Source organism: Bacteroides sp. NGMCC 1.200775 (assembly GCF_040798045.1).
Lineage (GTDB): Bacteria > Bacteroidota > Bacteroidia > Bacteroidales > Bacteroidaceae > Bacteroides > Bacteroides hominis.
This window is the reverse complement of sequence record NZ_JASCQK010000002.1, coordinates 478805-501001: the sequence shown is the minus strand read 5'-3', so window position 1 is coordinate 501001 and position 22197 is coordinate 478805. Positions and strand designations below refer to the sequence as shown.

At 43.8% G+C, this 22197-nt stretch carries 13 protein-coding genes; 7 read left to right on the top strand and 6 right to left on the bottom strand.

Going from position 1 to position 22197, the window contains the following annotated elements; all coding sequences use genetic code 11:
* Positions 1 to 206: 206 nt before the first annotated feature.
* From QK890_RS08415 to QK890_RS08395, 5 genes are all read right to left on the bottom strand, one after another.
* Positions 207 to 1529: a TolC family protein gene (locus tag QK890_RS08415; protein WP_186993369.1), complete on the bottom strand. Its 1323-nt coding sequence runs from the start codon at positions 1527 to 1529 to the stop codon at positions 207 to 209.
* A gap of 55 nt (positions 1530 to 1584) precedes the next feature.
* Positions 1585 to 2685: an efflux RND transporter periplasmic adaptor subunit gene (locus tag QK890_RS08410; RefSeq protein ID WP_005810704.1), complete on the bottom strand. Its 1101-nt coding sequence runs from the start codon at positions 2683 to 2685 to the stop codon at positions 1585 to 1587.
* A gap of 79 nt (positions 2686 to 2764) precedes the next feature.
* Positions 2765 to 4009, bottom strand: coding sequence for an ABC transporter permease (locus tag QK890_RS08405; RefSeq protein ID WP_005778840.1), 1245 nt, complete (start codon positions 4007 to 4009; stop codon positions 2765 to 2767).
* Between the two features lie 2 nt (positions 4010 to 4011).
* Positions 4012 to 5271, bottom strand: coding sequence for an ABC transporter permease (locus QK890_RS08400; RefSeq protein ID WP_005778838.1), 1260 nt, complete (start codon positions 5269 to 5271; stop codon positions 4012 to 4014).
* 14 nt (positions 5272 to 5285) lie between these two features.
* Positions 5286 to 6002, bottom strand: coding sequence for an ABC transporter ATP-binding protein (locus tag QK890_RS08395; protein ID WP_005778836.1), 717 nt, complete (start codon positions 6000 to 6002; stop codon positions 5286 to 5288).
* A gap of 178 nt (positions 6003 to 6180) precedes the next feature.
* Between QK890_RS08395 and QK890_RS08390 the strand changes: the two genes are divergently transcribed.
* Positions 6181 to 7161 (top strand): ROK family protein, encoded by a 981-nt coding sequence (locus QK890_RS08390; protein ID WP_367627301.1) that lies wholly within the window; start codon positions 6181 to 6183, stop codon positions 7159 to 7161.
* 867 nt (positions 7162 to 8028) lie between these two features.
* Here the strand turns inward: QK890_RS08390 and rplS are convergent.
* Entirely contained in the window at positions 8029 to 8382 is a 354-nt protein-coding gene (gene rplS / locus QK890_RS08385; RefSeq protein WP_005778830.1) for a 50S ribosomal protein L19, read from the bottom strand.
* Between the two features lie 156 nt (positions 8383 to 8538).
* Here rplS and QK890_RS08380 point away from each other — a divergent pair, with 156 nt between their 5' ends.
* From QK890_RS08380 to QK890_RS08355, 6 genes are all read left to right on the top strand, one after another.
* Positions 8539 to 9327: a 5'-nucleotidase C-terminal domain-containing protein gene (locus QK890_RS08380; protein WP_032536151.1), complete on the top strand. Its 789-nt coding sequence runs from the start codon at positions 8539 to 8541 to the stop codon at positions 9325 to 9327.
* Positions 9328 to 9366: 39 nt separating this feature from the next.
* Positions 9367 to 10239, top strand: coding sequence for a bifunctional UDP-sugar hydrolase/5'-nucleotidase (locus QK890_RS08375; protein ID WP_005810696.1), 873 nt, complete (start codon positions 9367 to 9369; stop codon positions 10237 to 10239).
* A gap of 37 nt (positions 10240 to 10276) precedes the next feature.
* Positions 10277 to 13264, top strand: a complete 2988-nt coding sequence (locus QK890_RS08370; RefSeq protein ID WP_250709332.1) for a glycoside hydrolase family 3 N-terminal domain-containing protein — start codon at positions 10277 to 10279, stop codon at positions 13262 to 13264.
* Positions 13265 to 13287: 23 nt separating this feature from the next.
* Positions 13288 to 16335, top strand: a complete 3048-nt coding sequence (locus QK890_RS08365; protein ID WP_250709334.1) for a glycoside hydrolase family 3 N-terminal domain-containing protein — start codon at positions 13288 to 13290, stop codon at positions 16333 to 16335.
* Positions 16336 to 16957: 622 nt separating this feature from the next.
* On the top strand, positions 16958 to 20149 hold the full coding sequence (locus QK890_RS08360) for a TonB-dependent receptor (RefSeq protein ID WP_032540294.1): 3192 nt from the start codon (positions 16958 to 16960) through the stop codon (positions 20147 to 20149).
* Positions 20150 to 20170: 21 nt separating this feature from the next.
* Positions 20171 to 22135, top strand: a complete 1965-nt coding sequence (locus QK890_RS08355) for a RagB/SusD family nutrient uptake outer membrane protein (protein ID WP_005810692.1) — start codon at positions 20171 to 20173, stop codon at positions 22133 to 22135.
* The last annotated feature ends 62 nt before the right edge of the window (positions 22136 to 22197 follow it).

Here is a 22197-nt window from a genome sequence, read left to right as displayed (position 1 = left end):
AATTTCGCCCTTTATTTTGTGCGGGCAACAGGGTAAAAAAGATAGGGGGTGTGTCGAAACCCGTATTCACCAAAGACTACACAGGTTTGCACAGATAAATATCATTAGCTATCAATAGATTAAGTTCTCTCTATGGAACTTTGTGTTACTCTGTGGTGAATAATGACACATCCCCCTATCACTTACAATAATAATAACCTCTTTTCTTAATCAATGGGCTGTCCTTTATAGAAGTCCAGTATCTTTGTACGGAACAGATAATCATATTTGGCTTGAATCCGGTCGGACAATGCTTTGGTGAGATTCAGCTTAGATTCATTGTATTCAACCGAAGTTGCTTTTCCATTATCGAATTTCTCACTCATCAGACGGAAAGATTCCCGGTTGGCCTCTACGGCTGATTCGCTTGACTTAAACTTGCTTTCGGCGGCTACAGCATTGTACCATGCTTGTTGGATTTCTTTGTACAGTGCTTTCTTGCTGTTGTCCAATTGCAGTGCCAGATTGGTCTGTTGCAGGCGTGCCGTACGTACGCGGTTGCGGGTAGCCAGACGATTGAATATAGGAATATTCAAACTGAATCCGGCATATTTATTTAGGTTGTTCTTCATTTGATTACCAAAACTTGAACCGGCACTACCGTTTACTGTATAGAAATTCGTACCTAATCCGGCTGAGAAGGATAACTGAGGATAGTAGCTGCTTTTAGCTATACGGATGTTTTTCTCACTACCTTCAAGGCGGTATTGGGCTGCTTTGATACCAGGCTTGTATAACATGGCCTGATTATAAATATCGTCCGGTGAAGTAAGTGGAGAAAACTCCAACTCAGTATCCGGGGCAGCCAATGCGAAGTTCTCCGGAGTTGGCAGTTCAAGCAATTGGCTTAGGTCGAGCAAAGCCAACCGGTAATTGTTATCTGCCTGTACAGCGCTCATTTCGTCTTGTGCAACACGTGCTTTGGCTTCAGCAACCTCGGCAGGAGAGGCTTTCCCTACTTCATGCAAGCGGGTGATACGGTTCAGTTGCTCTTTACTGAGGTCTACCTGGCTCTGGGCCACTTTACTTAGTTCCAGATTAAAGAGTACTTGCAGATAAGCAGAAGTGACATTGATGGCCAGATCCTCTTTCGCTTTATTCAAGTCTTCTATTGCAGCTTTCAGGTTGAGCTTCGTAAGCTCGTACTGATTGGGTAGTTCCAGACCGGTGAATAAGGGAATATTCGTACCCAGGCTAAAGCTGCTGCTACCGCTGTTAATGTCGTTGTAGGTATTGTCTACGGGTGATGCCGTGCGCCCCCAGCTCCAGTTTTGCGAAGCGCTACCGCTGAGGTTGGGCAGGCGTGCCCATTTGGCTGTGTTTACATCCACCTTGCTTTGTTCGGCTGAATTTGCTGTTTGCTGCACACTGATGTTATGCTCAATGGCGTAATCGATACACTGACGTAGGGTCCATCCTTCCTGTGCCTGTGCAGCGTAAGTGGACAGTCCGGTCAGTATCAGTAAATTAATTAATATTTTGTTTCCCATATTATGCGTTGTTGGTGATTCGTATTTTCTTTATACCTCTTTTATATATAAAGGCTTATTTACTTTTCTTTTCCGAAGCTCTCACTTTTTCTTTTCCGGTCAGACCCTCTTTGATTTCCAGTTTGATACCATCGCTCATACCGGTTTTTATTTGGCGACGTTCGAACTTCTGTTCAGGAATGCTATCGGTCATTACCCATACGAACGTGCTGTCACCGCTGAATTCGATTACGCCCTCGGGAACTGCCAAAACTTTCTGTGCGCGTTGCAGCACGATTTCTGCGTTGGCAGAATATCCGGAACGGATCTGTACTGAATCCGGTGCGTGAACGGCCGCTTTAATCTCAAACTGATTGGCTCCGTTTTCTTCCACACCTTTCGGGGAAATATATTCCAGTTCGGCATCAAATGTAAGATTCTGCAAAGCACCGATCGTCAGTTTCACCGGCATACCTTCATGGATACGTCCAACCTCTGTTTCGTCTATTTTACCTTTGAATATCAGGTCATTCATGTTAGCCACCGTGGCGATAGTCGTACCGTCATTGAACGTATTACTCATAATAACGGAGTTACCTACTTTGATAGGTACATCCAGAATCAGTCCGTCGATGGTCGAACGGATCAGTGTGCTACTGAACGATGCACTGTTTTTGGTGATCCCCTCTTTGATGATTTCCAATGCATCTTTTGCTGTCTGCAATTCTTCGCGTGCCTTCTTTATATCCACTTCACTCTTCTCGAACTCCTCTTTGCTGATTAGTTTGTCATTATAAAGCTTCTTGATACGTCCGAAGTCGGTTTCTGCCTGAGCTGCACTGATTTCTGCTACGCGCACACGGCTTTCGGCTGAGTTTAACTGGCCCAGTTCTGGAATAACTTTCACTTTTGCGATCACTTCACCTTGTCTGATGGTTTGTCCGGCCTCCTTATATACCTCGGATATGATACCGGATATTTGTGGTTTAATAAGTACTTCATCTCGTGGTTCTACTTTACCGGTGGCCACTGTAGTCTTTTCCAGGTCGGCAACTTCCGGGGTGACAGTTTCATATACAGTTGTTTGGGGTTTCGACTTCTGGTACAGGAATATGAATGTCCCAATGAAGATGGCGGCTACCACTACCAGTAATGTGATTTTCAGATACTTTTTCATCTTGTTTTATATTTTGAATTGTTATTTTCTATACTTGACTGTGTCTCTTTTCTGCTTTTTGTGGGGGAGAGGCTGTACTTTATTCATCTCTGATAGCCTCTATCGGACGGATGGCCATTGCCCTGTAAGCCGGTGCCAGCCCGGCCAGTAATCCCAGTGTCACGAGTAACAGGCAGGTTCCGATAGCCATGCCAAAGGAGACCTGGAAGTGAGAATAATGGTCTTTACCGGAGTTAACGCCTATTTCCATCAATTGCAGGATCAATACTCCAAAAGAGATGCCGGCCATGCCTGCTATGGTAGTCAGTACCATACTTTCCGATAAGATCTGTTGCAAGATATCTTTCGGACGGGCACCGATGGCACGTCGTATACCTATTTCCGTGGTTCGTTCCTTTACCGTTACCATCATGATGTTCGATACACCGATGGCGCCGGCCAGCAAAGTACCTAAGCCCACCATCCAGATCAGTACATGGATACCGGTAAACAAATTATCCATCATCGAGAACATGGCTTCCGCATTCAGTTTCATGACTGCCTGCTTATCGTCCGGTGCTATATAGTGTGCTTCTTTCAGGATGCTTTCTATTTCCGGTTCCAGATCGCTTACTTTTTTCCCTGGTTTCACGGTATAGCATATCACATCGATACGTTTTCCCATATTGTAGGCTTGTTGCATGGTACTAAAAGGTAATACAACAGCTTCCGAAGCTCGTCCCTGAATATTTATGTTTCCTTCGGATACGCACATACCGATCACCTGGTAATAGATTCCGTCTACCCGTACATACTTTCCACAAGGATCTTCGCCCGGATTGAAAAGGCTTTCGTAAACGCGTTTGCCGATCACGCAGACTTTGCGTCCTTCGCGTACGTCCACATCATTGATGAATCTTCCGTAAGCCATATCCTGATTTTCAATCTTGGCGTAGTCCGGATAGAGCCCCTTTACGCTGCAATCATACTTTTTTTCTCCGAAAATGGCCGTCGAGCCCCAGCGGGCTATCGATGGGGTAATAACATCGATATCTTTTACTTTCTCACGGATTTGTTCTACATCCGAGTTCTCGATATCCCAGTAACGTCCTTTACGGAATCCTTTGTAAGCTTCCCCTGTTTTCTGGGAGCCCATGAATCCCGAGTTGGTGGCAAATCCTTCGAATTCGGCTTGCATCATGTCCTGCATCCCTTGTCCGCCCCCCATCAGGGCTATCAACATGAAGATACCCCAGAATACTCCGAAAGCCGTCAGCAGGCTTCGTGTTTTGTTTCTTGTTATCGTGACGAGGATTTCCTCACACGTGTCTATATCTACTCTCATAATCAATCTGCTCTAAGTGCTTCAATAGGTCTGATACTTACTGCTTTTTTGGCCGGGAAGAATCCTGCCAATGTGCCTGCGATTACCAGGGTTAATGTGGCCTGTATGGCAATACTGATATCTACCGTCGGATTCAGGAATACCGTTTCCGAGAACATTCCCACATCTACGGTTTGTTCTCCGGCCACCTTATTCATCCATTCGGTAGCTGCGATTCCCGCTACCATGCCGATATATCCAAAGAGGGTCGTAATGGTTACACTCTCTACGATAATCAGCCACAGGATGGAGAATGGCTTGGCACCCAATGCCTTGCGGATCCCAAATTCGCGTGTTCTCTCTTTCACTGTGATCAGCATGATATTTGATACACCCACAATGCCACTCAGCAGTGTAAAGACACCGATCACCCAGATGGCCGTGCGCAGGATACCCATGGCATTCTGAGATTGCAGATAGTTGGTAAAGCGGTTCCATATCCATAGTGCACTGTTGTCCGAAGGATCGAAACGATGTTTGGCACCCATCACTTTACGATAGGCTGCTTCAAATGCCTCATTCGATTCCATCGTGGTGAGCCCTTTGGTCGTGAAAGTCAGGTTGTTTAGTTTATCGCCTTTATTGTAAATCACCTGTAGGGTTGAGAAGGGAATATATGCTTCACTGCTTCCCTGGTCACCCGGATCGGTGTAAAGTCCTACTACCTGATAAGAAACTCCACCGGCATTTACGAATTTTCCGATAGGCTCTGTTCGGCTTTTTCCGAAAAGGATCTCAGCCGTTTTGGTATGTAGTACAATTACTTTTCGCCGTTCTTTGAGGTCGATATCATTAATGAACCGTCCCTCTGTCGATTTTACGGATTCCACTTCTGTAAAGTTCGGATATACCCCTTCCAATGAAAGGTTAACGTACTCCTGTCCGTAACTCAGATTCACATTGCTCTGCCATTGACTGGCACCTACGCTGATGATGTTGTCACTGAAATGTTCCATGGTAGCATTCAAGTCTTTGTTATCCAGTTGAATGCGGCGTCCCTCTTTCAGTCCGTCGTAGGGCTTTCCGGTCCATCCCGGATAGATTTTGATGGAGTTCAGTGCTCGTGCGGAGGATGACTTTTCAAAAGCATGGATCAGCCCGTTACCGGCTCCCAATAGCACTATCAGCATGAAAATTCCCCATGCTACGGCAAATCCGGTCAGGAACGTACGAAGTTTGTTCCGTTTGATGGTGCCATATATTTCTTGCCAAATGTCAATCATATTTGTATTTGTTTTTATTTCATATATCCATCCTTGCCGAATGGTGAGGCATCATGATTCTGGTTCTCTTCAATCCGTTCGATAATACCGTCTTTGATGTGAATAATCTTGTCCGTCTGGTTGGCAACTCCGCTTTCGTGGGTTACTACGACAATGGTCATTCCGGTCTTGTGCAGGTCTTTCAGGATTTGCATGACTTCTACTGAAGTTTTGCTGTCCAGTGCACCGGTAGGTTCGTCGGCCAGAATAATCTGAGGCTGTGTAATCAGGGCACGGGCGATGGCTACACGCTGTTTCTGACCGCCGCTCATTTCGTTGGGCATGTGGTGTGCCCAGTCCTTGAGCCCAAGTTTGTCGAGGTATTCCATAGCCATTGCGTTCCGCTTTTTCCGGCTTACTCCTTGGTAAAATAGAGGTAGTGCAACGTTTTCTACTGCGTTTTTGAATGAAATCAGGTTAAACGACTGGAAGATGAAACCGATCATCCGGTTGCGGTACTCCGCGGATTTAGTTTCGCTCAGGTTTTTAATCAACACATTGTTGAGGTAATACTCTCCGTCATCGTAATTATCCAGTATACCTAATATATTAAGTAAAGTAGATTTGCCGGAACCTGATGCTCCCATAATGGAAACGAATTCACCCCGCTCGATATCGAGATTGATGCCTTTGAGTACGTGGAGGGGGGCTCCGTTGTTGTAGGTTTTGTTAATGTCTTTTAAGTGTATCACAGTTTCATCTATTTAGTTTCAATTTTCTTATGATTTGTTCTATTAGACGCACGGTTGATACGAAAAGTTGCAAACGAAGTGAACTTTTTTAAAAAAAGATTTTGTAGACTCAATCTTCTTTACGTAATTTGTGTGCAATAAACATTTAATATTAACTAACCCTTTAAATAAGAGTATCATGAATTCAAGCATGGAGAAACCCTACGTAGTGGGTATTGACATTGGCGGAACAAACACTGTCTTTGGAATTGTTGACGCGCGCGGAACTATTATAGCAAGCGGTGCAGTGAAAACTCAGGTATATCCTACAGTAGAAGAATATGCAGATGAAGTATGCAAAAATCTTCTGCCGTTGATCATTGCAAATGGCGGGGTGGATAAAATAAAGGGTATCGGCATTGGCGCTCCTAATGGAAACTATTATACCGGAACCATTGAGTTTGCTCCTAACCTGCCTTGGAAAGGTGTATTGCCGTTGGCTTCTATGTTCGAGGAACGTCTGGGCATTCCGACAGCCTTGACAAACGATGCTAATGCTGCCGCTGTGGGTGAAATGACTTACGGGGCTGCTCGCGGTATGAAAGATTTTATCATGATTACTCTGGGAACAGGTGTCGGTAGTGGTATTGTTATCAACGGACAAGTGGTTTACGGACATGACGGCTTTGCCGGAGAACTCGGTCACGTGATCGTTCGTCGTGACGGACGTATCTGTGGTTGCGGACGTAAAGGATGTCTGGAAACATACTGTTCGGCTACAGGTGTGGCACGCACTGCACACGAATTCCTCGCTGCACGTACCGATGCCAGCTTGTTGCGCAATATCCCGGCAGAGAGCATTGTATCGAAAGATGTATACGATGCTGCCGTACAGGGAGATAAGCTGGCTCAGGAGATTTTCGAATTTACAGGTAATATTCTGGGTGAGGCATTGGCTGACGCTATTGCTTTTTCAAGTCCCGAAGCTATTATCTTGTTCGGTGGTTTGGCAAAATCGGGCGATTATATCATGAAGCCGATTACAAAAGCCATGGAAAATAATCTTCTGAACATTTACAAAGGTAAAACAAAATTGCTCGTTTCTGAGTTGAAAGACTCCGATGCTGCCGTACTGGGTGCCAGTGCATTGGCTTGGGAATTGAAAGACCTGAGAGACTAAGAGCGAATGAAAGCGATTATTTAGCTGAAAGCTCCGGAAGCAATTCCGGAGCTTTTTTTGTCTGTGTGGGCAGGAACTTCGGGATGTACTCCAATATCGTTTTGTCAGAAATGTCATTTTGTATTTTCTATCGGTTCAGGGCGGGCATATTCCGATCTTTGTTGGGAACCGGTGGGAAAAATGAATTTTAGCTGACTCCCGGCAGGTCAAAAAGATGTCTTATTGAGCTTAACCCTCGCCGGAAGAAAGAAAAACTCTTTTATTTCGTTTTATGTGATAGTGAATCTTGTAGTCTAACTTTGAAATGGTATTTGGGGTACTTCTCTCCAACCGGAGCTAATAAGTGAAAAATGACTTTGATTTTAGACTATTAATAACCTCTTTGGAAGAAGTTAATGATTTGTTTCGACTTTATTAATAAAAGACTCGGACGTTATTAACAAAAGACTTGGACGAAATTAATAATCTCTTTCGTCTTTTTCCGTATATATACTCTCAAAGTGATCAAGTTCTGCATGAATACTCTTTTTTTATTCTTTTTTATGCAAGAAAGATCTACAGAAGCTCTTTGTTTAAGAAAGGGGTGGTTAGCAAATCGATTGAAAAGAGAGTATAATGATTCCATTTTATAAGATTTAGCATCTTTTTGCCGGATTCCTTTTTTATCATCTTCCAATGCTGTAAGGGGGGCTATTTGTTTCTTTTGGATTTCCACACATGAAGACTATCGGAAGCTTTTTGGTGATTATACTGTATAAGTGCTTGTGCCGCGAAAGGTAGGAATGATAATTGTGTTACGAAATAAAAAAGAGGAAATCTTGCCAGAAGATTCCCTCTTTTTTATTTCGAATCGAAAAGTAAGGCTGATTAGCCGTTAACTCTTTTTTCTTTGATTCTTGCTTTCTTACCAGTAAGAGCACGCAGGTAGTACAGTTTAGCGCGACGTACTTTACCAACCTTGTTCACTTCGATGCTGTCGATAGCCGGTGATTCGATTGGGAAAATTCTTTCTACGCCTACAGTTCCTGACATTTTACGTACAGTAAAACGTTTCTTTTCTCCGTGACCTGCAATTTTGATAACAACACCACGGTACAACTGTACACGTTCTTTGTTACCTTCGATAATACGATATGCTACTGTTACAGTGTCGCCTGCTTTGAAGCTCGGGTGCTGTTTTCCGGTAGCGAATGCTTCTTCTGCAATTTTAATTAAATCCATTGTTGTTTATTATTAAATTGTTTTATCGTTACAACGCAACATACCAGGCAACTCTCTCCTGACAGCGATTGCGCGAAAGCGGTGCAAAGTAACGAATTATTTGCCGGATAGCCAAATGTTTTTGTATATTTGTAGCATTATTAAGTACTTAAGGATATGAAACAAAATTACGCAAAGATTATTTCAGGAGTAATTCTGGCGGGGTTGCTGACATTTACTTCTTGCCAGTCGACGCACGAAATGGCAAAAGCCGATTATCGGGTTGCCAAGGTAGAAGGAAGGATGATTGACATTGACGCTAAATGGGATGCTCATCCCGATGCAGATGCCGTGGCAATATTAAAGCCTTACAAAGAGAAGATAGACAACATGATGTATGAGGTAATTGGCACCAGCGAGCAGAAGATGGACAAAGGTCATCCCGAAAGTCTGCTTTCCAATCTTGTTGCGGAAGTATTGCGCCAGGCTGCGGTGAAAGTACAGGATAAGCCGGCTGACATGGGATTGGTGAATATGGGCGGATTGCGTAATATTTTGCCTGCCGGGGATATTACGGTGGGAACGGTATATGAGATATTGCCATTCGAAAATTCACTTTGCGTAATGACGATGAAGGGAACACACCTGAAAGCATTGCTCACAAGTATTGCTTCGCTGAAGGGAGAAGGAGTGAGTGGTATCCGGATGGAAATCACTAAGGATGGAAAATTACTGAACGCTACAGTGGGCGGCCGGCCGATTGATGACAACAAACTTTATACGGTGGCGACCATTGATTATCTGGCTGACGGTAACGGAAGCATGGAAGCTTTCTTGCAAGCGGAGAAACGTGTATGTCCGGAAGGAGCAACATTACGCGGACTCTTTCTTGACTATGTGAGACAACAAACAGCTGCCGGAAAGAAGATAACTTCGGCACTGGATGGTAGAATCACCGTGAAGTAAAGGTATAATAGAATGTAAAATGATAAAATTCAGTGAATTATGATATCCCCAACCAATAATAAATATATTCTTAGTTTTATGGAAAAGAATTTTCTGGCTTTCTTTTTCATTTTCTTTTTTTCTTTTTCAGCATTTGCCCAACAGGATAAAAAACTGATCCTGTTGCAGACCAGTGATGTGCATAGCCGTTTGGAACCTATCAATCAGGAAGGTGACCGGAATTATGATAAGGGAGGATTTGTACGTCGCGCTACATTTGTGAAAGAGTTCCGTAAGGAACATCCTGATATGTTATTGTTCGACTGCGGAGACATATCACAGGGGACCCCTTATTATAATATGTTTCAGGGTGAGGTAGAAGTGAAGATGATGAACGAAATGAAATATGATGCCATGACTATTGGCAACCATGAATTTGATTTCGATCTGGATAATATGGCACGTTTGTTCCGGATGGCCGACTTTCCGGTGGTATGTGCCAACTACGATGTGAGTGCCACAGTGCTTAAAGACTTGGTGAAACCATATGTAATCATCGAGAGAGACGGAGTTAAGATTGGTGTTTTGGGATTGGGCTGCCAACTTGAAGGCATGGTTCAGGCCAATAAATGCGTGGGAGTCGTTTATAATGATCCTGTAGCTACGGCAAATGAAGTGGCTGCTGTCCTGAAAGAAAAAGAGGGTTGTGATGTGGTTGTTTGTCTTTCTCACTTGGGTGTGCAATATGATGAAAACCAGTTGATTCCTAAAACTCGTAATATAGATGTTGTTCTCGGAGGGCACTCGCATACCTTTATGAAAGGACCGAAGACTCTTCTTAATATGGATGGCAAAAATGTATCATTGATGCATACCGGTAAGAGCGGGATCTATGTAGGACAGATGGACTTGACACTTGAAAATAAGAAATAAGAGGGATTTTCCCTTTTGAAATACCCCCAAACAAACTATGCTAAAACAACTGCTAACCGCTGCGTTGCTGCTGGGTGCGGGTGCTCTTTGGGCTCAGCAAACAGCAGGACTCTTGCCTGTACGGGAAGATGTACATTGCAATGAATGGGTAGAGCAAACGCTCTCCCGCATGAAACTGAAGGATAAGGTCGGACAATTATTTGTTTATACCTTGGCTCCACGGACAGATAAAGATACTGAAAAATTAGTGGATAAACTGACCCGTAAGTTGAAAGTGGGTGCTTTCCTGTATTCCGAAGGAACGGTAGAAGGTCAGGCGAAATTGACCAACCGGGCACAAAGCCGGTCGAAAATTCCGTTAATGATCACTTTTGATGGTGAGTGGGGACTATCCATGCGATTGGAGAATACGCCTGTGTTTCCGCGTAATGCGGCATTGGGTTGCATCAGTGATAATGCACTGATTGAGGCCTACGGGCAGGAAGTGGCACGTGAATTCCGGGAGATGGGTGTACATGTTAATTTTGCTCCGGATGCGGATGTCAATACCAATCCTGATAATCCGGTGATCCATGTGCGTTCGTTTGGTGAAAACCCGGAAGCGGTGGCTGAGAAAGTGATAGCTTATGGGCGTGGATTGGAGAGTGGTGGTATCTTGTCTGTTTCCAAACATTTTCCCGGACATGGTGATACGGACGTAGATTCTCACAAGGCGCTGCCTGCGGTCTATTACAATCGGGCACGTCTGGACAGTGTGGAACTATATCCTTTTAAAGAGGCCATTCGGGCTGGTTTAGGTGGTATTATGGTAGGGCATTTGCAGGTTCCGGCTCTGGAACCTGATCGTATAACTCCTTCTTCATTGTCGCGTAGCATTGTGACAGATGTGCTGCGAGGAGAGCTGGGATTCAATGGCTTGGTCTTTACTGATGCGCTTGCCATGAAAGGAGTAGCAAGCGAACCGGATGTGACGGTGAAGGCTCTGAAGGCGGGCAATGATATGGTATTGGTGCAACAAAATATAGAGAAAGCACAGCAGGATGTTCTGCAAGCCATTAAGGAAGGACGGCTCAGTATGGAAGAAGTAAATGCAAAATGCCGCAGGATCTTAACTTATAAGTACCGTTTGGGATTAAATAAGCGTCCTGTGATTTCAGTAGATGGGTTGAGTGATCGTATCAACACTCCTGAGGCACGGGCTTTACTGACAAAACTCCGCACGTCAGCAGTGACCGTACTGGGGAACTATTTCCGGATTCTACCTCTTGTTACTAAAGATGAAATAGCTGTATTGACGGTAGGTGGTGAAGGTAGTGATGCTTTGTTCATTGAAGAGTTACGCACCAGACTGTCATTGAAAACATTCCGAATGGATAAAGATACGGGAGAGGAAGAACGCAAACGGATAGCAAAAGAACTTGGAAAACATCGGAGGGTCATTGTGAGTATGACGATAAAAGATAAAGAAGCGGAAGAATATCGTCCGTTCTTTACAGACCTCAATCTCCAGGCTCCTGTGGTTTATGCTTTCTTTACTTCGTACCGGACCCTGGTGACACTTGAAGAGGCTGTTGCCCGTTCGGCTGCTGTTGTACTGGCACATTCCGATGAAGCGGATTTGCAACGTTATGTAGCGGATGTGGTATTGGGTAAAGCTTCGGCGACAGGGCGTTTGTCTATGCGTATCGGAGAGACGTTTGCTGCCGGTTCAGGTGTAGATATAGTGCCCGGCATGACTGCCGGTACGGCTCCTGAAGATTATGAATTGAAATCGTACCGGCTTCATCGTATAGACTCTGTAGTATCTGCCGGATTGGCTGCCAAAGCATTTCCCGGGTGTCAGGTACTGGTATTGCGACATGGACAGCCTGTTTATGATAAATGCTTCGGCATTCATTCCGATACGGATAGTACCCCGGTACGTCCGACCGATCTTTTTGACCTTGCCTCTTTGACCAAGACAAGTGCTACACTATTGGCTGTGATGAAACTTTATGATCAGGGACAGTTGAAATTGACTGATCCTGCTTCTAAATATTTGCCTGCTTTACGGAATACGAACAAAAAGAATATTACCATCCGGGAGTTATTGTTGCATGAATCCGGCTTGGTTCCCTATATCCGTTTTTATCGCAACGCAATCGATGAATATTCAGTAACCGGTCCTTTTACACAAGGGTTTGTGGATGAATGGCATCATACCCGTATGGGGGAATATACTTATGCCTGTTCGGATTTCAAGTTCAGGAGAGGGCTCGTCTCTGCAACAAAAACGCCGGAACATACGTTGAAAATAGCCGATGGAATGTGGCTGCACAGAAAGTTTAAAGCCGCAATGATGAAGAGTATTGTTCAGTCGGAACTGGATCGTAAACGTTTTGTGTATAGTGATATCGGCTTTATTCTGTTACAGCAGGTGGTAGAATCCATAACCGGTCAAACGCTCGATGCTTATTTGGTTGCTGAGTTTTATCGACCTATGGGGTTAGAACGTACGTTGTTCCAACCGTTAAACTGTTATAAGAAAACAGAAGTAATGCCGACTGCTACCAATGATTATTTGCGTCGGCAGAACCTTTGCGGATATGTGCATGATGAAGCGGCTGCCTTTATGGGAGGCGTGAGTGGCAATGCCGGATTATTTTCGACAGCCTGCGAACTTGGAAAGATCTATCAGATGATTCTCAATGAAGGCGAACTGGACGGGAAGCGTTATCTCAGATCGGAAACCTGCCGTGCATTTACTATGGGAAAATCTGCTGTCAGCCATCGTGGATTAGGATATGACAAGCCTAACTTGAATGATCCGAAAGCAAATGCCTGTGCACCTTCGGCACCGGCCTCTGTTTACGGACATACTGGATTTACCGGTACTTGTGCTTGGGTGGATCCGGAAAATGACTTGGTTTATATCTTTCTGAGTAACCGTCTCTGTCCCGATTCCTGGAATGGAAAGTTGAATAGCATGAAGATTAGGCAAGGGATACAGGAAGTGATTTATCAGTCATTATATACAACAGAATAGCTAATGGCTTTTTACAATATAGAATGAAAAGAAGATATTTATTTGCTGGTTTAGTCGTATCAGCGTTTTTTGTGGTAGGGGCGAAAACTCCTACTTTAAAAGATACTCCTATTGGTGAGAACTTTCATGCTCCTCCCGGTGTATCTGCTCCTATAGAACCTTTATTGCTTTATCAGGCCTCTCAGGACGAAAAATGCCGTCACTGGGTCGATTCTGTTTACAAGCGGATGAGTTTGAAAGAAAAGGTTGGTCAATTGTTCATTTATACCATTGCACCTGTACAGACCAAACGGAATATGCAGTTGTTGCGCGATGCCGTTCATACCTATAAAGTCGGTGGATTACTCTTTTCCGGTGGAAAGATACAGAATCAAGCTACACTGACCAACGAAGCGCAACGGATGGCACGCTGTCCGTTGCTGATAACCTTCGATGGTGAGTGGGGACTTTCCATGCGTTTACGCGGTACTCCTGTTTTCCCAAGAAATATGGTATTAGGATGTATTCAGGATAATCGGCTGATCTATGAGTATGGACGGGAAATGGCTCGCCAGTGTCGTGAACTGGGAGTACAGGTGAATTTTGCTCCGGTGGCTGACGTAAATATCAATCCGGATAATCCGGTTATCAACACCCGTTCGTTCGGTGAAGATCCGATGCAGGTAGCCGACAAAGTGATTGCTTATGCTTCGGGGCTGGAGAGTGGAAAAGTCCTTTCGGTTTGCAAGCATTTCCCGGGGCATGGTGATACGGACGTGGACTCACACAAAGCATTGCCCGTATTGCCTTTTACACGTGAACGTCTGGACAGTGTAGAACTATATCCGTTTAAAGAGGCTATCCGTGCCGGAGTCAGTGGTATGATGGTGGGGCACTTACAGGTTCCTGTAATCGAACCAATCGGTGGATTGCCCTCATCTTTATCGCGCAATGTGGTTTATGGTTTGCTGACCGAAGAATTGGCTTTTAAGGGACTTATTTTTACGGATGCGCTTGCTATGAAAGGGGTTTCCGGTAATCAGAGTGTCTGTCTGCAAGCCTTGAAAGCCGGAAATGATATGGTATTGGCTCCCCGCAGGCTAAAGGAAGAGATAGATGCTGTATTGGCAGCGGTGGAAAAAGGAGAACTTCCGGAAGAGGAAATTGATGCAAAATGTCGGAAAATACTCACTTATAAATACATTTTAGGTCTAAAGGATAAACCTTTTGTGAGACTATCGGGGTTGGGGTCTCGTATTAATACGCCTCAAACACGTGATTTGATTCGCAGGCTAAATCTGGCTGCAATTACAGTGTTGAATAATAAAGGAGGCGTATTGCCTCTGCATCCCGACCTGAAAGAGGTAGCTATATTGAATGTCGGTGATGGCGGGAAAACAGAACCTTTTGACCGCGAAATAAAGAAGTATATTCCATTTACGCGTTTTCAATTGCGTAAAGATTTGCCGGAGGTCGAACAGCAGAAACTGCGTGATTCTCTTGCTGCTTATCGCCGCGTTATTGTTACTGTTACCGAGCAACGCCTTGCTCCTTATCAATCATTTTTTGCCAGGTTTGCTCCGGAAGCTCCTGCAATTTATGTATTCTATATTCCGGCTAAATCCATGTTGCAGATCCAGCGGGCTGTATCGGCTGCTGAGGCTGTGGTACTGGCTCATGCTCCTCATGATGATGTTCAGGAACGTGTGGCTGATATACTTTTGGGCAAAGCGACAGCAGACGGAAGGCTGTCTGCCAGTGTGGGTGGATTGTTTTCTGCCGGTTCGGGAGTGACGATCACGCCGCATACGCCTTTCCATTTTGTGCCCGAAGAATATGGTCTGAAATCGGAAGTGCTAAGTCGCATCGATTCAATTGCTTTGGAAGGTATTAAAGAAGGAGCTTATCCCGGTTGCCAGATACTGGTAATGAAGGATGGTAAGGCTTTATATGACCGATGTTTCGGGCACCATACAGATAAGCATAGTGAAAAAGTGAAACCGACCGATCTTTATGATCTGGCTTCACTGTCAAAAACAACAGGTACATTGTTGGCTGTAATGAAGCTCTATGATAAAGGGTGCTTTAATCTGACTGATAAAGTGTCTGATTATCTGCCTTTCTTGCGTAAGACGAATAAGGAGAATCTGACCATTCGTGAACTACTCTTGCACCAATCGGGGTTACCTTCCGGATTAGTCTTCTATCAGGAAGCTATTGATAAGAAAAGTTATAAAGGTTCGTTGTTCAAGCAGTCAAAGGATGCGTTGCATACGGTACGGTTAGGTGCTCGTACTTGGGGAAATCCGAGGTTCCGGTTCAATAAAGGGATGGCAGCCGAGACGAAAAGCGGAGACTGTATCCTTCAGGTTTGCGATAGTCTATGGTTGAATCAGTCGTTCAGGGAAGAGATGCAGAGAAAAATTGCAGAAGTACCGTTAAAGGATAAGAACTACCGTTACAGTGATATCGGATTTATCTTGTTGCAGATGCTTGCAGAAGAGTTAAGTGGTAAACCATTGGATGAATATCTGTGGCAGGAATTCTACAAACCGATGGGGCTGGAGCGTACTGCATATTTGCCATTGCGCTACTTCGAAAAGAAAGAGATTGTACCTTCTGCTGTAGACCGTTTCCTCCGTAAGACCACTTTGCAAGGTTTTGTACACGATGAGTCGGCCGCATTTCAGGGAGGTATTTCAGGAAACGCCGGACTTTTTTCTACAGCTCGTGAGGTTGGCAAGGTCTATCAGATGTTACTTAATGGTGGTGAGCTGGATGGACGACGTTATTTAAGTAAAGAGACTTGTGCTTTGTTCACTACCGATAAATCTAAAATCAGCCGCCGTGGTTTGGGCTTTGATAAGCCGGATGTGGTGAATGAAAGTAAAAGTCCGTGTGCTGTTTCTGCTCCTGCTTCTGTATATGGGCATACCGGATTTACAGGAACCTGTGCCTGGGTAGATCCGGATAATGGTTTGGTTTATGTGTTTCTGAGCAATCGTACCTATCCCGATGCTTGGGTTAACAAATTATCTAAAATGGCAATACGGGAAAAAATTCAGGAAACCATTTATGAGGCGATGAAGTAGAATTAATCATTACATATACCAGCGTATTATAAGTCGACTCTTGGTGAGGATGTACCTCGCTGAGATTTGATTTATAATGCTTTATGATTCATGATGTTTTGTGCTTTGATATTTTTATTTAGTACTATAACTCCACCGTGATAGCTTCTGACAAATGTGAATGGCATTCTTTTAATGTAAATAATTTAGCCTGAGATGGGTGTGGGATAGAGAAAAGTATTAAAATCAATAGTAAAAAGAGCATTCTCTTCTAAGTTCTATCAGAACTTTCCGAAAGGAGTTAGGGGAAATTGGGGAACATTTTCTCATAAGTATTAATATTTAATTGGTTTTGAGATAGCAATATAGGATCTGTTTGGAATCGGTTAAATATATGTTTGTTTACTATCCTAATCCTATTTTTCTACCTGTATTAGATTTAACTTTCGCAGACAAAGTTAACTCTATTTTTTATAAATACAATAAACAATACTAAAAAATAATATAAAAGAAGTCCCCTGTTGGAGTGAATGTTTCCCCAATATGAATCAAAAAGTAATATAAAATGAAAATGGATGATTACATATTGTTTTAAGTTCTGATAGGACTTGGCATTTCTGCCGGCCTACTCTCTCCGAACCATGTGTTCGCTACGTCTTTAGAGACTTATGAGAACCAGTCTGTTGCTGCCATTCAGCAAGCAAGGAAGATTACCGGTACTGTAACCGATGCTGCCGGTGAACCGGTCATTGGTGCTACTGTCTTGGAAAAGGGTAATGCTTCCAATGGTACAATTACCGATATTAATGGTAAATTCTCTCTTTCTGTTTCGGGCAATGCCGTAATCAGTATTTCGTATATAGGATACATAACGCAAAATATTAAGATAACCAATCAGAGCTCACTCAAAGTGATATTGATGGATGATACCCAAGCACTGGAAGAAGTGGTAGTGGTAGGCTATGGCTCTCAGAAGAAAGCGAATCTGACTGGTGCCGTATCTTCAGTCAAAATGGATGAGGTATTAGGTGACCGTCCTATCTTGAATGCATCCGATGCTCTTCAGGGAGCTGTCCCGGGATTGTTTGTTTCTAACGGGGGTAATGCTCCCGGAACAAGTAAATCTTTCCAGATTCGTGGTGCCTATTCTGTCGGCGTCAAGAACTCGGACGGTTCATATGGTAATACCATTAAGCCACTGGTACTGATCGATAATGTGGAAGGTGATCTTGACATGGTCAATCCGGAAGATATCGAGTCAATCAGTGTATTGAAAGATGCTGCTTCTGCGGCAATCTATGGTGCACGTGCTGCCGGTGGTGTAATTGTTGTCACAACCAAACGTCCCAAAGGTGCCGCTAAATTCTCATTGAATTACAATAATAACTTTGCTTTCGGAACAGCTGTCAACCTGCCTAAGCAAGCTCCGTTGATGGATTATCTGCAAGCTTATCTGGATTGCGGATATTCGGATGCTTATTGGTCGCTCGGTTCGCCAAGTGTCAGTAAATGGATGGAGTATCTCACTGAATACCAGAAAAATCCGTCTGCTTTCAATACGGTAGGTGATGGTATCTATATGGATGAATCCGGTGTACCTTATTATCTGAATGAGAAAGACCTCTATAAAAACTTTATGGAGACCAGCTTCCAGATGACCCATAATATTTCGGCCTCCGGAGGTACGGACAAGCTCCGTTATCGTATTTCGGGAGGATATACTTCAAACGATGGTGTGTTGATATCCGATCGTGATAAGTTTGAGCGTATGAACATCAACACCTTTATTTCGGCCGATGTGACTAATTGGTTTACTCAGGAAGTGACAATGAGCTATGCTCACAGTTTGCAAACTTCACCTGGTGGAATGGGTGGTGTGTATAACACCCGTTTGATTTCATACTATCCCGAAGGAGATTTGCCGGCATCGGTTAATACTTTGGCAAACGAAGACCTTCCTTTGTTTACCCCGCGGAATCAGATTTTACTGTCGAACCCGGTAAACAACAATAATGATAATCCACGTATCTTCTTGAAATCCATTCTGAAACCGCTTAAAGGGCTGGAAGCAGTATTTGAGTATACGTTCGATAAAAACATTTATGATTATCATTGGTATACAGGGCAGTATGATTATACCACTATCCAGGGAGGAAGCTCTAAATCTTTTGTAGACGATTATCTGAGAAAATACAAACAGCATACGAATTATAATGCTATCAACGTGTATGCTACGTATAGTAAGAACTTTGGCAGTCATAATTTTAAAGTAATGGCCGGATTCAATCAGGAATCGAGCTATCAAGAGACTTTGGATGCCTACTCATACAATCAAGCTGTGATTGATGTGCCGGCAATGGGCTCCGGAACCGGAACCATCAAGACTACTGACTCATATAGTGAGTATGCTGTACGTGGTGGCTTTTTCAGGGTTAACTATAACTATCAGGACAAATATTTGCTGGAAGTAAACGGGCGCTATGACGGTTCTTCCAAATTCCCGAAGAGTTCCCGTTTTGGCTTCTTCCCTTCAGTGTCAGCCGGCTGGCAGATAGCACAGGAGAAGTTTATGGAGTCTACACGTAACTGGTTGGATGGGTTGAAAGTCCGTGCATCATATGGTGTTATTGGTAACCAGAATGTGAATCCATATACATTCACTCCGACCATGAGTGTCAGCAATAAGTCTACCTCCTGGATTATCGATAATACGTATGTTACCTCTATCAGCTCGTTGCCTGCATTGGTAAGCCAGAATTTTACCTGGGAAAAAGTAGGTACGGTCAATGTCGGACTGGACGTGAATCTATTCAATAATCGCCTGAATGGTGTATTTGAATGGTATCAGCGTAATACTAACGGTATGCTTGCTCCGGGCGTACAGTTGCCTGCTGTTGTAGGTGCCAGTGCTCCTTACCAAAATACGGCCGATATGCGTACCCGAGGTTGGGAACTGAGCCTGAACTGGCGCGACCAGATCGGTAAAGTAGGATATCGTCTTGGTTTTAACCTCTCTGATTATAAGTCGAAAATTACCAAATACGATGACAATGCGGCCACTAAACTGTTAAGCAGTTTCTATCCCGGACAGGTGATGGGTGAAATATGGGGTTATGTAGCAGACGGCTATTATACAGTAGATGATTTTGAAGATACTTCGTCCTGGAAACTGAAGGAAGGCATAACTTCGATTAATGGTTATAACGTCCGCCCGGGTGATGTGAAATTCAAAAATCTTCGTGATGATGAAAGTTCTACTAATGTTATTACAAGCGGTGACAACACATTCGATAATCCGGGTGACCGCAAAGTGATTGGTAATACGACTCCGCGTTATCAGTATGGTATTAATCTGGGAGCCAACTATGCCGGTTTCGACCTGAATGTTATTTTGCAGGGAACTGGAAAACGTGATTACTGGATCTCGAATGTTCTGACTTTCCCGATGAACGGTGATAACTTTATTCCTCTATTCGATGGGCTGGATGACTATTGGAAGCCGAAAGACCCGGATAACGGTGACTGGACAGCAGTTAATCCGAATGCTAAGTATCCCCGTCTGTATGGTAACCGTGGTAATTCAGGATCAAATCTTCGTCAAAGCGACAAATATTTGTCCGATGCTTCTTACCTCCGTATCAAGAACATTACTCTGTCCTATAACCTGCCCAAAAAGTGGCTGTCTCAGATCTTCCTGTCACAAATGAAAGCGTTTGTCAGTGTTGAAAACGTAGCTACTTTCACCTCTCTGCCTTCGGGTATCGACCCGGAAAGAATAGAATGGAACTATCCGGCATTCCGCACGGTTTCATTCGGTATAAATGTCACATTATAAACTCTAATCTGATACACGAATATGAAAAAGATATTATTGTTTTTAACCCTTTTCGCGGGGATGATGCTGTCGGGATGCAACGATAGTTTCCTGGAGAAATATCCTGTAACCAGCCTGACGGAAGAAAATGCCTTCAAATCTTATGACAATTTTAAGGCCTTTATGTGGCCATGTTATGAAATGTTTTCTAATACGAACATTGCTACTTCTACCACTGCAATCGGGCGTAATTCTCATTACTTGGGTGATGTGTATGCCGGATATCTGAATCAGCGCGGAGCCAGCAGCCAGAATAAATATGCGTTCCAAACGGTGACTAATGCTACATCAGGTAATGGATGGAATTTTTCCACCTTTATCCGCCGTATTAACCTGATGCTTTCACATGTGGATGCTTCTGATATGACGGAAGCTGAAAAGAATCACTGGAAAGCCGTCGGATATTTCTTTCATTCATTCTGGTATATGGAGCTTATCGATCGTTTCGGTGATGTGCCTTGGATTGATAAACCACTGGATGAAACCTCAGAAGAGGCTTATGGTACCCGCATGCCACGCTTTGAAGTAGCCGATAAAGTGCTGGAGCGTTTACAATGGGCTGAAGAGAATATCGGTGATGCATCGGTTTACGAGAAAAAAGACGGTTCGAATACCATCAATCGCGACTGTGTGCGTGCAGCTCTTTCACGTTTCACGCTGCGTGAAGCTACCTGGCGTAAATATCATGAACTGGGAAGTTATGATAAGTATTTCACTGAGTGTATCCGTGTATCCAAACTGTTGATGGCAGACTATCCGACATTATATTATGGAACTGACGGACAACCGGCAGCCGGATATGGTGAGATGTGGACCACAGAGGACCTGAGTAAGGTACAAGGCGTTATTCTGTATCAGCAGTGGCTGGAAACAATAAAACCGGGACACTCGTGCTATTATGAACATACTTCTTCGCACGACATAGAAATGCATCAGGGAACAGTGGACCTGTATTTGTGTAAAGATGGAAAAACTATTTCTCACTCAGATTTGTATAAGGGAGACAAAGATATTTATTCTACTTTCCGCAACCGTGACCCGCGTATGTATCATACCATCATGCCTCCTTATAAAGTGAAAGACGGTAAGGGAGATTATGCTACATGGTCTTATACCAGTGATCCCGCCGACCGTGAATATATCGACATCATGGGAGCGAATGAGTCGTGTAGCAATCCGGGTATCGGTATGAAACGTTTACCGGGACAGAACTGGAGTGCTTCATTGGTACGCCGCGTTCCGAATTTGCAGGGAGGCGCACAATATACGATTGAAGGAAAGAAATATGGACCACATGCTTATGTTGCTTGCCGTTCGGGATATTATGTATGGAAAAACTGGGATAACTGGGAAGAAAATTATAACAATGCCCAAGTGAACACTGCCGATAAACCTGTCTTTAAAATTGAAGAGGTTTTGCTGAACTATGCCGAGGCTATGTTTGAGACCAACCAGTTCACACAGACAATTGCTGACGAGACAATCAATAAATTGCGTAAACGTGCCGGTGTGGCCGATATGGTAGTGGCGCAGATTGATGCTAATTTTGATCCGAATCGTGGAAAATATTATCCGAAGGGAAATGATAATGGAATTCTCGTTGATCCGGTATTGTGGGAGATCCGTCGTGAACGTATTATTGAACTGATGGGAGAAGGATTCGGTTTCTACGATGTACGTCGTTGGAGAATGGCTCCTTGGTTTGTGAATATGCAGCAGAAAGGTATGTGGATTTCGAAGAGCGAACTCAGCTCACTGACACTGCTTAACGAAATGACCGGAACATCGGATGGGGCAAATGGATCTATGACCGAAGGTTATATCTATCTGTTCAACGATCCGTTGAAAGAAGGAAAAGGCTGGCTTGAAAAATATTATCTCTATCAAGTCCCGTTGGAAGAAATAGCGCTTAATCCTAATCTGACTCAAAACCCGGGCTGGGAATAGAAAGATCTTTATCCGTTCTTTTAAATTAAACAATGAGAGAAGAAGAGTGGCGAAACTGGCTT

Coding starts and splice junctions, on each gene's coding strand:
- QK890_RS08410 (WP_005810704.1), bottom strand. CDS start 2,685: ATGAAAAAGTATCTGAAAATCACATTACTGGTAGTGGTAGCCGCCATC.
- QK890_RS08365 (WP_250709334.1), top strand. CDS start 13,288: ATGAAAAGAAGATATTTATTTGCTGGTTTAGTCGTATCAGCGTTTTTT.
- QK890_RS08405 (WP_005778840.1), bottom strand. CDS start 4,009: ATGAGAGTAGATATAGACACGTGTGAGGAAATCCTCGTCACGATAACA.
- QK890_RS08380 (WP_032536151.1), top strand. CDS start 8,539: ATGAAACAAAATTACGCAAAGATTATTTCAGGAGTAATTCTGGCGGGG.
- QK890_RS08370 (WP_250709332.1), top strand. CDS start 10,277: ATGCTAAAACAACTGCTAACCGCTGCGTTGCTGCTGGGTGCGGGTGCT.
- QK890_RS08400 (WP_005778838.1), bottom strand. CDS start 5,271: ATGATTGACATTTGGCAAGAAATATATGGCACCATCAAACGGAACAAA.
- QK890_RS08390 (WP_367627301.1), top strand. CDS start 6,181: ATGAATTCAAGCATGGAGAAACCCTACGTAGTGGGTATTGACATTGGC.
- QK890_RS08415 (WP_186993369.1), bottom strand. CDS start 1,529: ATGGGAAACAAAATATTAATTAATTTACTGATACTGACCGGACTGTCC.
- QK890_RS08355 (WP_005810692.1), top strand. CDS start 20,171: ATGAAAAAGATATTATTGTTTTTAACCCTTTTCGCGGGGATGATGCTG.
- rplS (WP_005778830.1), bottom strand. CDS start 8,382: ATGGATTTAATTAAAATTGCAGAAGAAGCATTCGCTACCGGAAAACAG.
- QK890_RS08375 (WP_005810696.1), top strand. CDS start 9,367: ATGATATCCCCAACCAATAATAAATATATTCTTAGTTTTATGGAAAAG.